This window comes from Bradyrhizobium sp. USDA3010, assembly GCF_056429065.1.
Window position 1 is genome coordinate 387,589 of the sequence record NZ_JBWJZD010000001.1, and the last position, 14,292, is coordinate 401,880.

Annotated in this window: 16 protein-coding genes; 8 read left to right on the top strand and 8 right to left on the bottom strand. The window is 64.0% G+C overall.

Annotated elements, in window-relative coordinates; translation table 11 throughout:
* Window positions 1–46 precede the first annotated feature (46 nt).
* The 4 genes from glpK to AC066Y_RS01660 form a co-directional block, all read right to left on the bottom strand.
* Window positions 47–1,549, bottom strand: a complete 1,503-nt coding sequence (glpK, locus tag AC066Y_RS01645) for a glycerol kinase GlpK (RefSeq protein WP_478272363.1) — start codon at window positions 1,547–1,549, stop codon at window positions 47–49.
* Window positions 1,550–1,807: 258 nt separating this feature from the next.
* The gene (locus tag AC066Y_RS01650; RefSeq protein WP_478272364.1) at window positions 1,808–2,821 is read right to left on the bottom strand and encodes an SGNH/GDSL hydrolase family protein; all 1,014 of its coding nucleotides are present in this window, start codon (window positions 2,819–2,821) and stop codon (window positions 1,808–1,810) included.
* A gap of 14 nt (window positions 2,822–2,835) precedes the next feature.
* Complete coding sequence (locus AC066Y_RS01655; protein ID WP_478272571.1) at window positions 2,836–3,600, bottom strand: SGNH/GDSL hydrolase family protein; 765 nt, start codon at window positions 3,598–3,600, stop codon at window positions 2,836–2,838.
* A complete protein-coding gene (locus tag AC066Y_RS01660) occupies window positions 3,597–4,868 on the bottom strand; it encodes an OpgC domain-containing protein (protein WP_478272365.1) in 1,272 nt (423 codons plus the stop codon). Before AC066Y_RS01660 ends, AC066Y_RS01655 begins: the two co-directional genes overlap by 4 nt.
* Window positions 4,869–5,140: 272 nt before the next feature.
* On the opposite strand from AC066Y_RS01660, the gene apaG reads away from it, so the two are divergent.
* Window positions 5,141–5,539: a Co2+/Mg2+ efflux protein ApaG gene (gene apaG, locus AC066Y_RS01665; RefSeq protein ID WP_176533921.1), complete on the top strand. Its 399-nt coding sequence runs from the start codon at window positions 5,141–5,143 to the stop codon at window positions 5,537–5,539.
* A gap of 268 nt (window positions 5,540–5,807) precedes the next feature.
* Window positions 5,808–6,131 (top strand): hypothetical protein, encoded by a 324-nt coding sequence (locus AC066Y_RS01670; RefSeq protein WP_092123061.1) that lies wholly within the window; start codon window positions 5,808–5,810, stop codon window positions 6,129–6,131.
* Window positions 6,132–6,455: 324 nt separating this feature from the next.
* Here the strand turns inward: AC066Y_RS01670 and AC066Y_RS01675 are convergent, their stop codons facing one another.
* Window positions 6,456–6,716 (bottom strand): DUF1488 family protein, encoded by a 261-nt coding sequence (locus tag AC066Y_RS01675; protein WP_106324132.1) that lies wholly within the window; start codon window positions 6,714–6,716, stop codon window positions 6,456–6,458.
* A 302-nt stretch (window positions 6,717–7,018) separates the two neighbouring features.
* Between AC066Y_RS01675 and AC066Y_RS01680 the strand changes: the two genes are divergently transcribed.
* The 5 genes from AC066Y_RS01680 (at window position 7,019) to AC066Y_RS01700 (ending at window position 9,634) form a co-directional block, all read left to right on the top strand.
* Complete coding sequence (locus AC066Y_RS01680; RefSeq protein ID WP_478272366.1) at window positions 7,019–7,798, top strand: sensor histidine kinase; 780 nt, start codon at window positions 7,019–7,021, stop codon at window positions 7,796–7,798.
* Between the two features lie 130 nt (window positions 7,799–7,928).
* Window positions 7,929–8,165 carry a hypothetical protein gene (locus AC066Y_RS01685; protein ID WP_478272367.1) on the top strand — a complete coding sequence of 79 codons (237 nt, stop codon included), beginning with the start codon at window positions 7,929–7,931 and terminating at the stop codon, window positions 8,163–8,165.
* Complete coding sequence (locus AC066Y_RS01690) at window positions 8,129–8,980, top strand: hypothetical protein (RefSeq protein ID WP_478272368.1); 852 nt, start codon at window positions 8,129–8,131, stop codon at window positions 8,978–8,980. The genes AC066Y_RS01685 and AC066Y_RS01690 overlap by 37 nt, the downstream gene beginning before the upstream one ends.
* A 27-nt stretch (window positions 8,981–9,007) precedes the next feature.
* Window positions 9,008–9,379 (top strand): signal transduction histidine kinase, encoded by a 372-nt coding sequence (locus AC066Y_RS01695; protein ID WP_478272369.1) that lies wholly within the window; start codon window positions 9,008–9,010, stop codon window positions 9,377–9,379.
* Window positions 9,380–9,400: 21 nt separating this feature from the next.
* Window positions 9,401–9,634, top strand: a complete 234-nt coding sequence (locus AC066Y_RS01700; RefSeq protein ID WP_478272370.1) for a hypothetical protein — start codon at window positions 9,401–9,403, stop codon at window positions 9,632–9,634.
* Between the two features lie 37 nt (window positions 9,635–9,671).
* Here AC066Y_RS01700 and AC066Y_RS01705 read toward each other — a convergent pair whose 3' ends face one another.
* From AC066Y_RS01705 to AC066Y_RS01715, 3 genes are all read right to left on the bottom strand, one after another.
* Window positions 9,672–10,673 (bottom strand): Hsp33 family molecular chaperone, encoded by a 1,002-nt coding sequence (locus AC066Y_RS01705; protein ID WP_478272371.1) that lies wholly within the window; start codon window positions 10,671–10,673, stop codon window positions 9,672–9,674.
* A 214-nt stretch (window positions 10,674–10,887) separates the two neighbouring features.
* Window positions 10,888–11,814, bottom strand: a complete 927-nt coding sequence (gene argF / locus AC066Y_RS01710; RefSeq protein WP_478272372.1) for an ornithine carbamoyltransferase — start codon at window positions 11,812–11,814, stop codon at window positions 10,888–10,890.
* The gene (locus AC066Y_RS01715) at window positions 11,814–13,019 is read right to left on the bottom strand and encodes an acetylornithine transaminase (protein ID WP_478272373.1); all 1,206 of its coding nucleotides are present in this window, start codon (window positions 13,017–13,019) and stop codon (window positions 11,814–11,816) included. The genes argF and AC066Y_RS01715 overlap by 1 nt, the downstream gene beginning before the upstream one ends.
* A 496-nt stretch (window positions 13,020–13,515) precedes the next feature.
* On the opposite strand from AC066Y_RS01715, the gene AC066Y_RS01720 reads away from it, so the two are divergent.
* Window positions 13,516–14,028 (top strand): GcrA family cell cycle regulator, encoded by a 513-nt coding sequence (locus tag AC066Y_RS01720; RefSeq protein ID WP_021076557.1) that lies wholly within the window; start codon window positions 13,516–13,518, stop codon window positions 14,026–14,028.
* Window positions 14,029–14,292 lie beyond the last annotated feature (264 nt).

Consider the following 14,292-nt stretch of genomic DNA (forward strand, 5'->3'; position numbering starts at 1 on the left):
AGAGGTGCAGCAAGTCTGCCGCTTGAGCGATTCAATCCTCACTCGCTTACTCCCCCTCGTCGCTCGCCAGCACGCCCTTCACCGCGCGGGCCCAGCCGGCGAGCTTGCGCTCGCGGGTCGCCTCGCTCATCGCCGGCCTGAAGCGGTGTTCGAGCCGCCAATTGTCGGCGAACTTCGCGGGCTCCGGATAGACCCCGGCCTCGAGGCCGGCGAGATAGGCCGCCCCTAACGCCGTGGTCTCCTGGATCATCGGGCGATCGACCGGCGCGTTGAGCAGATCGGCGAGCCGCTGCATGGTCCAGTCGGATGCGGTCATGCCGCCGTCGACGCGCAGCACGGTGTTGGCAGCGTTGGCCTCCGGCCAGTCGGTGCGCATCGCGGCCCACAGGTCGAAAGTCTGGTAGCAGACGCTCTCCAGGGTCGCATGCGCGAGCTCGGCCGGGCCGGTGTTGCGGGTCAGCCCGAACAGCGCGCCGCGCACCCGCGGATTCCAGTAGGGCGCGCCCATGCCGACGAAGGCCGGCACCAGATACACGCTCTGCATGCTGTCGGATTTATCGGCAAGCGGCCCGGTCTCGGCGGCGTGCTTGATGATGCCGAGCCCGTCGCGCAGCCATTGCACCGCGCTGCCGGCGACGAAGATCGAGCCCTCGAGCGCGTAGGTGCGCTGGCCATTGAGCTGGTAGGCGATCGTGGTCAGCAGCTTGTTCTTCGAGGCGACCGGCGTGGTGCCGGTGTTGAGCAGCGCGAAGCAGCCGGTGCCGTAGGTCGACTTCATCATGCCGGGCTCGAAGCAGGCCTGGCCGATGGTCGCGGCCTGCTGGTCGCCGGCGATGCCGGAGATCGCGATCGGGCCACCGAACAGATCCGCCGTGCTCTCGCCGAACCGGGCAGAGGAATCCTTCACCTCAGGGAGCATCGAGCGCGGCACGCGCAAGAGATTGACGAGGTCGTCGTCCCACGCACCGGTGTGGATGTTGAACAGCAGCGTGCGCGAGGCGTTGGTGGCGTCGGTCGCATGCACCCGGCCGCCGGTGAGCCGCCACAGCAGATAGCAGTCGACCGTACCGAACAGGAGCTCGCCGCGCTCGGCGCGTTCGCGCGCGCCCGGCACATGATCGAGGATCCAGGCGACCTTCGTGCCGGAGAAATAGGGGTCGATAATGAGACCGGTCTTGGCCGAGATCGCCGGCTCATGGCCCTCGGCCTTGAGTCTGGCGCAGATGTCGGCGGTGCGGCGGTCCTGCCAGACGATGGCGCGGTGCACGGCCTGGCCGGTGGCGCGGTCCCACACCACGGTGGTCTCGCGCTGGTTGGTGATGCCGATCGCGGCGATGTCCCGCGCCTTCAGCCCGGCCTTCTCCAGCGCCTCGCGACACACCATCACGGTCGAGGTCCAGATGTCCTCCGGCTCGTGCTCGACCCAGCCGGAGGCCGGGAAATGCTGCGGAAACTCCTGCTGCGCGACCGCGGCGATGGAGATGTCGCTGCGAAACACCATGGCGCGCGACGATGTGGTGCCCTGATCGATGGCCAGCACGAAAGACATGAGCGTTTCCCTTAAGGCTTCGTAACAGGCGCCAAGGGAGCGGATTACCGCGGCGAGGTCAAGATTGGTGGTGCGTGTGGCGGGATGGTCGAGGCAAGCCCCGCCACGGTATCAATCCCGACATCCTGAGGAGCGCGAAGCGCGTCTCGAAGGATGCACGGCCACAGTCGGGCCGTCGACCCTTCGAGACGGCCGCTACGCGGCCTCCTCAGGGTGACGGTGACAGACTCGATGCTGGGAGAGAAGCAGCGGCGCCGATCACATCGGCCGGTAGGTCCTGACGTCGCCGGGGACGTTGACGCCGATCTTGATCGCGCCGACCGAGCGGATGATGTCGTCGCCGAGCAGCTGGGCGAAGCAGGCATAGCCCCAGTCGTTCATGTGCAGGCCGTCGGCGGTGACGAAATCGTCGATCGGGATTGCCTGCCTCTCGTGCCAGTCGCGCATCACCTCGAAGCGCGGGAAGATGCCGACATGGCGCAGCGCGGCGATGCGGCCGAGCAGCTTCACCATGCCGCGCGCGCTTTCGGGACGCTCGGTGACGCGCGGCGAATATTGCGGATCGACCAGCACGACATCGGCGCCGTCGGCCTGGATGCGCGCGACGCCGTCCTCGACCTGCTTGGCGGTCTCCGACGGATCGAGATTGCGCAGCACCGCGTTGGTGCCGACCTGCCAGATCACCATGTCGGGATGCACGTCGATCACTTCGGTCTGCAGCCGCCTCATCATCTCGGGTGCATCCTCGCCGCCCTTGCCGCGATTGAGCACGCTGATGTCGGCCGACGGATACTGCCGGCGCAGCTGCGCGGCGAGCCGGCTCGGATAGGTGAATTCCGGCGACGACGAACCGTAGCCCTGGGTCGAGGACGAGCCGAACGCGATGATGACGACCGGCTTGCCGGCGGCGAGCTTGGCTGCGACATGCGGCAGCGAGCCGGTGCTGTTCGGCACGCCGGTGGGCTGATGGCAGGGCACGCGGTGGAAGATGTCGCTGGCGGATTTCGCGACCTGCTTCACCTTGTCGAGCGCCTTCGCGGCGGCGCCCGGTTGCGGCTGCGGATTGGCCGCATCGGTTTCGACCGCGGCGGGTTTCGCAGCATCCGCCCTGGTTGCTTCAGTCTTTGCTCCCGATGACAGCGCCGCATGCTGGTCGGCCTGGCCGGTCTGCGCGCACAATGGCACGGCCGAGAGCGGCGCGAGCAACACGAGCGCCGCAACGGCGCGCAGGCTCCGCCCTGCTTTGAGGCGAAAAGGGAAGGCAAAACGCATCAACTCGGCTTCCTCTAATTCTGCTGCACCGGGCCCAGATGGGCCGCATCGATCACGAATTTCGCCAGTGCGCGGCCGAGACAGGCATGAACCTTCTTGGCCAGATCGACACCGTGCGAGGTGCTGAACAGGTCAAAATATCCGGCGTCGCTCCACTGCTTCATAATCGCGAACCGGTCGAACAGCGGAACGTCGTGCTGCTGCGCAACCACCTTCATATTGTCGAGATATGGCGGCGCAGAGATCATCGTTTCCGTACGCGGGCTGTATTGCAGATTGACCAGCACCACGTCGGTCCCGGCGCCCCGCAACGCAACAACGCCATCGTTGATGGCGGTGCGGAAATCGTCAGGATCGACTGCTCGCATAGCATCGACTGTTCCGGTCTGCCAGATAACCAAAGTAGGCTTTTTTGCTTCAACAAGCTTAACAAGGGTTCCCGCGGTCTCCTCGGCAGTGCTCTTTCCCTGTAATTCTACGGATAGATCGATGGTGGCGGCCGGAAACGCCTCCTTCAGCGCCGCCTGCAGCGCGGCCGGATAGGCGCTCGCCTCGTTGCCGGGGATGGTCGAGGAGCGGCTGCCCACCACCAGCACGCTGAGCGGCTTGTTGGCCTTCACCGCATCGGTGACCTTCGGCAGCGAGCTCTCGCTCGCCAGGAGATAGGCCGGCACGTCGCAGGGCGGTGCCGGCTCGACGGTATCGCCGGCGCGCGCGGGCGCAGCCGCCAAACAGGCGGCCAGCAGCGTCAGGCTCAGCATCGTCCACGCGGACTTCATGCTCCCCCTCCCGCCAGATCGGCGTTGCCGCCGGCGCCTTTTTTCGCGGCGCCTTTGTCGGCGGAGTGCTTGTACCACGAAATAATCCACGCCATGCCGCACATGATGAGGATGCCGCAAACGCTGATCAAGGCGTGCAGTGCGGCACCGCCAGATACTTCGGCAAGCACGAAGTGACCGGCAAAGGCGAGGAAGACCCCGAGGCAGAATATCTCAAGCGAATGCTGGCCACACAGGATCAATGGTCGCAGCCAGGGCGATTTCAAGCCCGGCCAGTCCCTCGGCAGGAAGCGCACGGTGAGCGCGGCGAGCGCCAGGAAATGCGCGAACCGCAACACGTCCAGGTCGGTCTTGTTGATCGGATACATCCATTGCTCGATCACCTTCGGCATGATGTGGCCGAGCTGCGGCACGTACCAGGTCAGCGTCACGAAGAACGCCGCGACCAGGTAGACGATGCAGATCCACATCGTGATGTTCGACGACAGGATGCGCGACATCCGCCGCGCGCCGCCGAGCGCGCACCAGGCGCCGAACACGAACAGCAATTGCCAGGCGAACGGATTGAACGCCCAGAAGCCGTTCGGATAGGCCGACAGGTAGAGATCGAACTGCCAGGTCAGCGCGTAGAGCAGGACCGACAGGCCGAGCGTGACATCGGGCTTCCATTTCATCAGCCACAGGATCAGCGGCAGGAACAGCATCAGCACGATATAGAGCGGCAGCACGTCCATGTTGACGGGGCGGAAGCGCAGCAGCAGCGCCTGTACGATGGTGACGTCGGGCTGCTTGAGGAAGTCCATGATCCCCATCTCTTCGGTGTAGAGCGGGTTCTCGAACGAGGTCGCGACATAGGAGATCTCGGCGAGGAAGATCGTGAACAGGAAGACATGCGCGACATAGATCTGCCAGACCCGGCGCAGGATGCGCGCGGTCGCGATCACGAAGCCGCCCTCCAGCATCGCGCGGCCGTAGACGAAGGCCGCGGTGTAGCCGGAGATGAAGATGAAGATTTCGGTGGCGTCGGAGAAGCCGTAATTGCGGATCGTCAGCCAGGTCAAAAGATTGGTCGGCAGATGGTCGATGAAGATCAGCCACAGCGCGAGCCCACGGAACAGGTCGAGCCTAAGTTCGCGCTCGCCGGTCGCCGGCAGCGAGATCGCGGGCGCCGCCGCCACGGCTTTCGCCTTGACCTCGGCATCGGCCTTTGCCCCGGTTTTGGCGTCGGCCACCGGCGAACCGGCTATGGGATCGGCAATCGAGCTCATCAAACACCGTGTCGGCTGCGGGCGCCCGCAGATCGTGCTGAAAAGATAATATCGGTCCACAACTTGCCGACAAAGCACAGAGTGCGGCGACATGCGGCCGCGCTTTAGAGCGGAACTATGTTGAAACCACGATGAACAGCCGGTCCCGGGACCGGCTTTTCACGGCCTGCCCGGCGATTGGTTCCGGCTGACCAATTGGCTATGATGGGTGCCTGTTTGCGCATGGTCCGGCCGAAAGCGGATTTTGCGCCGAGATCATCGGATTGAGCCGTATGTACCGCGCCGTTACCCGCCAGATCGAAGTCACCGTCGAGCCGAACTTCATGCCGGAGCGCTCGTCGATCGACCGGCGCGAATTTTTCTGGTCCTACAAGATCGTGATCGTCAATTCAGGCCCGGAAACGGTGCAGCTGCGGACGCGGCACTGGATCATCACCGACGCCACCGGCCGCCGACAGGAGGTGCGTGGCGAGGGCGTGGTCGGCGAGCAGCCGGTGCTCGCGCCCGGCGAGCGTTTCGAATACACCTCAGGCGTGCCGCTGCCGACCGCCTCCGGCTTCATGACCGGCAGCTACCAGATGGTCACCGAGGCCGGCGAACGCTTCGACATCGACGTGCCGACGTTCTCGCTGGATAGCCCGAGCCCGGACGGGAAGCGGGTGCTGAATTAGCCGCGCTGTCAGTCTCGCCGCGCTCCAAGCAGTCACCGGGGATGCGGGCCGTCAAATTTCTGAATAATGGAAATAATTTCGGGTTTTCTGATTTGCCCGAGGGACGGACGCCCACTGCCGGCCTCAGTTCCTCATCATTTCAACGTGCCATTGCGCATTGGGGCGGCACGGCCGCCACGCGATCAATGCAATCGACCGGCCGGCGCCAGGAACCAATGGCTCGCGAGACTCTTGGCTCCCTGACACAAGCACTTTTTGGAGAAATCATATGAAGAATCTCGCGATCTATTTGGCAGCCGGCGCAAGTGCCCTTGTCATGACTGCCACAAGCACGGCTTTCGCCGCACCGCTTTCACTCGGCGCGTCGGTCGGGCCGGAGAGCAACATCCAGAACGTTCGCATGGTTTGCGATGAAGCCGGCCGTTGCTGGCGCGCACGAGGCGAACGCCGCGTCATCGTCCGTGAGCCCGACGATTCATACGGATACGCACCTCGCGAGCGCTACATCGAGCGCCGTGGCTATGAGGAGCGTGGCGGCATCGGGTTCCGCGCTCCGGGCGTGAGCGTCGGAATCGGGACCGACCGCTACTGAGGAAACGCATCGGCGTCAGAACGGCCGCGGAGCAATCCGCGGCCTTTCTTTTGGAGACGCGGCATCTCGAACGGCGTGGACCTGGGTCCACCGACCGGCTGCCCCACCTTCACAAGTGAGGGGCACCGGCGCCTCGCATGCGCTCCAGGAGCCAGAAAGCCCCGATCGCAACGAACGAAAGCCCGAAGATTGCTCCGCACGCCAGGAAAGTCAGTAGGAAGCTCGTATCCATGACATCCTCCTTTTGATCGCTTGCAAGGGTGGTGTGCGACTGACGCGCTCAATCTGCCAAATTGTCTCGCGTGACCATCGAAGCCGCCGGTTTCAGAAATTCGCGGCGACCAGATCGTAGGACCCCCTGCTTCCGCGGACATAGACCCTGGCCGCAGCGGCACATATCCGATCGCGGTTGGCATCGAAGGCGTGCAGAAGGCCCGGCTCGTCGAGGTAGGCATCCGATTGAAGTCGCTTCAATGCGCCTTCGGTGACGAAGAACGATGCCTCAATAGCACTGTCATATCCCCAAAACCGCACGGCGCGCCGCGTTCGGTCGTATGAACGACTATGATTTGGAAATTCGATCATGGTTAAGGCCTGTCAGGTTGTTGCCACAGCCTGTCGTGATCCGTGACGCGCGCATTGAAGCGACGTGACGTTTGGTCGATCTGTACAAGATTTGGCAGCTAAGGCTTCGCGCTTCCGCAAGGGGGATGCTGTAACAATACAGTTGCGCTGCTGATCAGGTGGCTACTCCGCTATCGAATGACAAGCCCACTCGGCACGTATCGGGGCAATCGCTCGCGTTTTTCGCGCCGGATACGTCCGGATTCGCCCGATTGCGCAGAAAACATTCGCCGAAGGGCCAGCTTATGATGATACGGTCGGTGATGTCTCCAGCCGACCTCCGCCCCGACCCGCGTGCTGCAAGCAGCTTGGCACCGCTGCAGGACGTTGTGGCGGAAGAGAATATCAGCCTTCGGCTTCTCCTCGCGCAGGCCGCGGTCGATGCCCAGAGTCTGCTGACCGCGGCCGGCCTTGACGCCAAGGAGCGCGAAGCGGCCGACAAGCTGCAGAAGGTGATCCTCGAGGAGCTGCACCACCGCATCAAGAACACGATCGCAACCGTCGGTGCCATTGTCTCCCAGAGCCTGCGCAACCTGGAAGGGGTCGAACATGCGCAGCACGCCATCGAGGGCCGGTTGCTGGCGCTCGGGCGGGCGCACGATCTCCTGCTGCAGGCAAGATGGAGCAGCGCGGATCTCGGCACGGTCGTCCGCGGCGCCACCGAAGCCTTCAACAATCCGGATGAACCGAATTTCTCGATTTCAGGACCCGGTATTCGCATGACGTCGGGCGCCGTCATTGCCATCGCAATGACACTCAACGAGCTCTGCACGAACGCCACGAAGTTCGGCGCCCTGTCCGCCCCACAGGGGCTGATCGACATCAGTTGGACGCTGGATCAACCAACACAGCGCTTGCATCTGACATGGACCGAGAAGAACGGTCCGGCAGTCCACCCTCCGGAACGGCACAGTTTCGGGACACGGTTGATCGAAACGCTCGGCAGGCAGATGCGCGGCGACGTGCGGCTAAGCTATGAGCCGACCGGTTTCGTGTACACATTCGACGCACCATTGGCTTCTCTTACTTCGTCAACCGCATAGCCGACGTCCCGAACGCACGCCAAAGTCTGGATATGCTCCCCCCGACTGCGAATTGAGTCGACTACCGGACGTAAGGAGTATCTACTGCCGTGATCACTGCTCCGCCTCTGGCCGATACCGGTGACTGAGAGTGCTGCAAGCTCCCGCCAGTAACCAGGAGAGCTTTATGCCGATTGCTCAACACAGCCAGCCTGAACCGCCGCCTCATGATCTGCCGGCGTTGGAAGCCGTGAGGACAGGAGATGCTGCGAAGCCATTCCTGCCCGGCCTTCAGCGCGACGCGATGCTTCGCAAGGCGCGGCTGGTCGAAACCGCCTCGCACATCAATGATTGGCTGACATCGCCCGGCCTGCGAACGCCGAGCTGACTGCCGATCTTGAGGAGAAAGCACCGGTATGGGGCCGGTTGAGACCGCCATTCTTCCGATGCCACTGGGGCCTGGCCTCCGGTCGCCTCTCACCAAGCGACGGCTTCGACATTGCTTCCAACTGTGCTTCAGGAACTGGCGACCGTGGTGAACGTTGTCGCGGTGCAGATATTCACGCGCGCCATCCGATTGGCTTGTGCCCGGTGATTTGTGGCCTCGGTGCTCGTTATTCGACCCTTTGCCTCCCATATACAAGTCAATCCTCGTCAGCCATCGAGATTGGTCGGAATGCGCGGAGACCTCCAAGGAAAGGGCCCGCCATGTTCAAATCTCAACAGTACCGCACCAAGGCAGCCGCATACGGCGAACTGATCAAGCGCTCGGGCAGTCAGGGCGAAAGCCGCAAGCTTCAAGAACGGCAAGACCGCCTCGCTTCGCTCGCGGATAACGAGCAAGGATTGGCGGACAATTTCGACAACGCACTAGACGTCGCGGAGCACGACCGCTCTCGCGGCGTCGCTCTTGCCGCCGAAGAGGAGTACGTCCTGCGGTGTCTCGGCGCGGCCATCATCATGCAATGGAACGTCCTGCCGAAGGCGCTGCAGCGGGAAATCTTCGACACCGCCGGATCGGTCGGAAAACTGTTGGAGACGTCCGCGCTCCGCGGGCAGATCGCGCGCTTCCTGCACAAGCACAAGGATGATGCCGGTCGTGACAAGGTTCTGGAGGCGCGTCAGGACGCGAGATCGGGCGCTGCGGCTTTGTCGCGATGGGACAATGAAGGAGGTGCGGTCCCCGATGGACTGCCGATGTGAGCCAACTACGACAACAGGAGATTCACCATGTCACTTACCCAATTTGACGTCGATGACGGACCGCACAGCATGGACGGGCTGCGACTTGTCGCCCGTGATGGAAATGAACGGATCGAAGCATTCATCGGCCGCAAGGTGATGGACGTCTGGGCCGAGTCTGTCGAGCACCGCGGCGGACATCAAAGCCTGTTCCGCGATCAATACAACGCACTCGGCAGGCTGAACTTGGCGGCGATCGAGCGGATCGTCAGTGCGAAATACCAACGCGGTGCTGCGTTCAACCGCCAGCATCCCTATGTCGAGATACTGTTCTCGGATATCACCGACAGCGGGGAGACCTTGAATCTGAGCGGGCTCGTGCGCGAGACCCTGCCGCTCGCGTTTCACCGGCTGAGTTGAGATCGATCCAGGAGGATTCCCATGACGACGAAGAAATCCCTGCTTTCCATTGACGAACCAGAGCCGAAGAAGCCGCTGCGCGCCGACCGGCCTCCTACCGAAGGCTTCGTGATCATTGTCGACAAACACTTCAAGTCGGAGTTCGACACCGCCGAGGCTGCTGAAACGTCTGGCCGACAGCTGAAGGCGGCTTATCCGATGCTTCAGATCGAAATCTACGACGCCGCCGCCAAGACCCGCACCTTGCTGAGCTGACAGGCCTGCTTAGCGGGCCTTGTTGTCGGTTTCCCGCCTACTCGACGCCGGCTTCCTGCGGCGTGAATTGGTAGACCGACGAGCAGAACTCGCAAGTCACGACCACCTTGCCGTCCTTGACCATCTCGGCGCGATCGTTCGGCGCAAAGCTCTTCAGCATCGACGACACCGCATCGCGCGAGCAGGAGCACTGCGCGCGCAGCGTTTGCGGGTTGAAGACGCGCACGCCGCGTTCGTGGAACAGGCGGTACAACAGCCGCTCGCCGGAGAGATCGGGATCGATCAGCTCGACATCCTCGACGGTGGAGATCAGCGACTGCCCCTCGACCCAGGCATCGTCATCCGGCACGCTGTGCGTGGCCGTGCCCTCCGGCGCATCGCCGGGATGGAGATCGGCCTGCTTGGCACGTTCGGGGGCCTTGGGCAGGAATTGCAGCAGGATGCCGCCGGCGCGCCAGTGCAGCTTGCCGCCTTCGCCGCCGCGCATCTCCTCGCCGACTGCGAGCCGCACCCGCGTCGGAATCTGCTCCGAGCGCAGGAAATATTCGTGGGCCGCCTCTTCCAGGCCGCCGCCGTCGAGCGCGACCAGGCCCTGGTAGCGGCTGGTGTTCGCGCCCTGATCGATGGTCATTGCAAGGTGGCCCTTGCCGAGCAGCTCACCCGAGCTCTGCCCGTCCTTGAGGCGCGCCACATCGTAGCGCGCATAGGCACGCAGCCGGTCGGGCGCCTGGAAATCGATGATCAGAAGCGAGACCGGACCGTCGGTCCGGGTCTGCAGGATGAAGCGGCCCTCGAACTTGACGGAGGAGCCGAGCAGCGTGGTCAGCACGATGGCCTCGCCGAGCAGCTTGCCGACCGCCGGCGGATAATCGTGCTTGTGCAGGATCTCGTCGAGCGCGGGGCCGAGCCGGGTCAGCCGGCCGCGCAAGTCCAGCGCGCCGACCTCGAAGGCCAGCACGGCATCGTCGACAGGAACCGCGGAGGGCGCGCGAATGGGCGTCTCGGCCTGGATTTTGATGTCGGGGGATTGTGAAACCATGGCGCTCTATCTGGGGTCTCGGACCATGAAATAAAGGGGTTCAGCATACCGGGAATCGACGTCGTCCCTGCGAAAGCAGGGACGCATAACCACAGGATTTTGTCGCGGCACAAGGCGTCTGCCCATGTGCCTTTTTCGCAGGCCGCAGCGTATGGGTCCCTGCTCCAGTGCGCAATTGCGCACGAGGCAGAGACGACGGCATTGATGTCGTCGACTACGCGACCGTGTCGAAACACCAGGCCAGGATGCCCTTCTGCGCATGCAGGCGGTTTTCCGCCTCGTCGAACACCACGGATTGCGGGCCGTCGATCACCTCGTCGGTGACCTCCTCGCCGCGATGCGCGGGCAGGCAGTGCATGAACAGCGCGTCCGGCTTGGCGAGCGACATCAGCTTGGCATTGACCTGATAGGGCTTCAGCACGTTGTGGCGGTGCTCGCCCTCCTTGTCGCCCATCGACACCCAGGTGTCGGTGACGACGCAGTCGGCGCCGCGCACGGCGGCTTCCGGATCGGTGCCGAGCCTGATCGGCGCGCCGGTGGCCTTGATCCAGTCCCGCATCGGCTTCTTCGGCGAGAGCTCGGGCGGCGTGGCAATGTTGAGATTGAACTTGAACCGCTCGGCGGCGTGCGCCCAGGAGGCCAGCACGTTGTTGTCGTCGCCGGTCCAGGCCACCGTCTTGCCCTCGATCGAGCCGCGGTTTTCCTCATATGTCATAAGGTCGGCCATCACCTGGCAGGGATGCGAACGCCGGGTCAGGCCGTTGATGACGGGCACGGTGGCGTGGGCGGCGAGCTCGAGCAGCGCGTCATGGTTGAGGATGCGGATCATGATCGCATCGACATAACGTGACAGCACGCGCGCGGTGTCGGCGATGGTCTCGCCGCGGCCGAGCTGCATCTCGGCGCCGGTCAGCATGATGGATTCACCGCCGAGCTGGCGCATGCCGACGTCGAACGACACCCTTGTGCGGGTCGACGGGCGTTCGAAGATCATCGCCAGCGTCTTGCCTTCGAGCGGCTTACTGCCCTTCTCATGCGCCTTCAGCTTCGCCTTCATGGCGGCTCCGGCTTCGAGCATGTTGCGCAGCTCGGCGAGCGGCAGCTCGTTGATGTCGAGGAAGTGACGGACCGGCTTGCTCATTATCCAGCCGCCTTCTTCGGCTGCGGCGCCGATAGCACAGAGCAGGCGCGCTCGAGCGCTGTGATCGATTGGTCGATCTCGGCCTCGGTCACGATCAGGGGCGCCAGGAACCGCACCACATTGTCGCCTGCGCCGACGGTGAGCAGCTTCTCGTTGCGCAGCGCGGCGATCAGATCGCCCGACGGCACCACCGCCTTGACGCCGATCAACAGGCCCTCGCCGCGCACCTCCGACAGCACGCCGGGATAGCGGTCGACGACGGAAGCGAGCTTCTGCTTGAGCAGCAGCGACATCTTCTGCACGTGCTCGAAGAATCCGGGCTTGAGCATGACATCGAGCACGGCATTGGCGGCGGCGACCGCCAGCGGATTGCCGCCGAAAGTCGAGCCGTGCGAGCCCGGCGCCATGCCGGCCGCAGCGTCCGCGGTCGCCAGCACCGCGCCGATCGGGAACCCGCCGCCGAGCGCCTTCGCCAGCGACATCACGTCTGGCGTGACGCCGGTGCGCTTGTAGGCGAACAGCTCGCCGGTGCGGCCCATGCCGGTCTGCACCTCGTCGAAGGCGAGCAGCAGGCCATGCTCGTCGCACAGCGCGCGCAGTGCCTTGAAGAACGACTGCGGCGCCGAGCGCACGCCGCCCTCGCCCTGCACCGGCTCGATCAGGATGCCGGCGGTGTGCGGGCCGATCGCCTTCTTCACCGCCTCGATGTCGCCGTGCGGCACCTGGTCGAAGCCGTCCATCGGCGGGCCAAAGCCCTCGAGATATTTCGCCGAGCCGGTCGCAGCCAGCGTGCCCAGCGTGCGGCCATGGAAGGCGCCTTCGAAGGTGATGATGCGGTAGCGCTCCGGATGGCCCTTGGAGAAGTGGTGGTGGCGCACCAGCTTGATCACGCCCTCCATCGCTTCGGCGCCGGAATTGCAGAAGAACACGAAGTCGGCAAAACTCTGCTCGCACAGTCGCGCGGCAAGCACCTCGCCGTCCGGGCTCTTGAACAGGTTCGACATGTGCCAGAGCTTGGTCGCCTGCTCCTGCAGCGCCTTGACCAGATGCGGATGCGCATGCCCAAGCGCGTTCACCGCGACGCCCGAGGTGAAATCGAGATAGCGGTCGCCATTGGTTGCGATCAGCCAGGCGCCCTCGCCGCGCTCGAAGCCGAGATCGACCCGGGCGAAGACGGGGAGCAGATGCGACGAGGCGTTGGTCATGGCGTTCACTGCCGGTTTGAAGCCGTCAATCGCTGCGCGCCTTGACGCCTACGCAGCAACCGCCAGCTTCGGAAAACAAAACGGCCGCCTTTGCGGGCGGCACGTGCGGGTCATTCTATGCGGCGGCCGGTCAGTGTCAATCGCCAGGAGCCGGCCTTTGCTGGCCTTCCTGCAATGCGAAACCGGCGCAATCCGGAGCATTCCGGTGCGGTGGAAAAGCCTCACAGCAATGCTTAACTTTGTGGGAACATGTGGACGCACGGCCGCGGACTCTTGCGCCAGAGTCACGCCATATTGTAGCGTTTGGCCTGTCGGGTACGACATCTCGTGCGGCAGTACTGGACCCTCTAAGTAGCCTTCGTGTCTCGCGTAAACGTTCGGGCGCAACACCGTGCCCGGCGAGGGCTAAGGGATTCTGGCCGCAGGGATATTTGTCCAGATTGGCTCGCAGCGCCGCTCCGATGAGTGGCCGGCGCCATGCGAAAGGAAGAATGCGATGACTGTATTGACTTGGTCCGACGATCGCGTCGAGCAGCTGAAGAAGCTCTGGGAATCCGGCCTCTCGGCCAGCCAGATCGCGGCGGAACTTGGCAATGTGACGCGAAACGCCGTGATCGGCAAAGTACATCGGCTCGGCCTCTCCGGCCGCGCCAAGGCCCCCTCCACGGCTGCGCCGCGGCAGCGCAAGGCCCGTCCCGCCCAGCACATGATGCGGGTGGCGCGCCCGGTGTCGCGCGGCAACACCGCGCTCGCGCACGCCTTCGAGGTGGAGATGGAGCCCGATCCGATCTCCTTCGACAATGTGGTGCCGATGAGCCAGCGGCTGTCGCTGCTCGAGCTCAACGAGGCCACCTGCCACTGGCCGGTCGGAGATCCCTCGAGCCCGGAATTCTTCTTCTGCGGCGGCAAGGCGCTCGCCGGCCTGCCCTATTGCGCGCATCACTCGCGCGTCGCCTACCAGCCCGCCGCCGATCGCCGCCGGCCGTCGGCGAAGCCACAGATCAAGTAGCACTCGGGAAACCAGCCTGGACTGCAAAAACAAATCCCCGCGAAAGCGGGGATTTTTTTATGTGATCGTAGCCCGGATGGAGCGAAGCGAAATCCGGGGCGGTGTTTGAAGCGGAGAACGCACTACATCACTGGCGTCGTCCCGGCGCAGGCCGGGACCCATTACCACTGGTGCAAGTGGTTTAAGGCGGCTGTGGCACCAGCGCATGCAAGCAAAAGAGAACAGTGGTTATGGGTCCCGGCCTGCGCCGGGACGACGCCGTAT

Bases quoted from the DNA above. Each gene is read 5' to 3' on its own strand.
- glpK (WP_478272363.1), bottom strand. From the start codon at position 1,549: ATGTCTTTCGTGCTGGCCATCGATCAGGGCACCACATCGTCGCGCGCC.
- AC066Y_RS01650 (WP_478272364.1), bottom strand. From the start codon at position 2,821: ATGCGTTTTGCCTTCCCTTTTCGCCTCAAAGCAGGGCGGAGCCTGCGC.
- AC066Y_RS01655 (WP_478272571.1), bottom strand. From the start codon at position 3,600: ATGAAGTCCGCGTGGACGATGCTGAGCCTGACGCTGCTGGCCGCCTGT.
- AC066Y_RS01660 (WP_478272365.1), bottom strand. From the start codon at position 4,868: ATGAGCTCGATTGCCGATCCCATAGCCGGTTCGCCGGTGGCCGACGCC.
- apaG (WP_176533921.1), top strand. From the start codon at position 5,141: ATGTACCGCGCCGTTACCCGCCAGATCGAAGTCACCGTCGAGCCGAAC.
- AC066Y_RS01670 (WP_092123061.1), top strand. From the start codon at position 5,808: ATGAAGAATCTCGCGATCTATTTGGCAGCCGGCGCAAGTGCCCTTGTC.
- AC066Y_RS01675 (WP_106324132.1), bottom strand. From the start codon at position 6,716: ATGATCGAATTTCCAAATCATAGTCGTTCATACGACCGAACGCGGCGC.
- AC066Y_RS01680 (WP_478272366.1), top strand. From the start codon at position 7,019: ATGTCTCCAGCCGACCTCCGCCCCGACCCGCGTGCTGCAAGCAGCTTG.
- AC066Y_RS01695 (WP_478272369.1), top strand. From the start codon at position 9,008: ATGTCACTTACCCAATTTGACGTCGATGACGGACCGCACAGCATGGAC.
- AC066Y_RS01700 (WP_478272370.1), top strand. From the start codon at position 9,401: ATGACGACGAAGAAATCCCTGCTTTCCATTGACGAACCAGAGCCGAAG.
- AC066Y_RS01705 (WP_478272371.1), bottom strand. From the start codon at position 10,673: ATGGTTTCACAATCCCCCGACATCAAAATCCAGGCCGAGACGCCCATT.
- argF (WP_478272372.1), bottom strand. From the start codon at position 11,814: ATGAGCAAGCCGGTCCGTCACTTCCTCGACATCAACGAGCTGCCGCTC.
- AC066Y_RS01715 (WP_478272373.1), bottom strand. From the start codon at position 13,019: ATGACCAACGCCTCGTCGCATCTGCTCCCCGTCTTCGCCCGGGTCGAT.
- AC066Y_RS01720 (WP_021076557.1), top strand. From the start codon at position 13,516: ATGACTGTATTGACTTGGTCCGACGATCGCGTCGAGCAGCTGAAGAAG.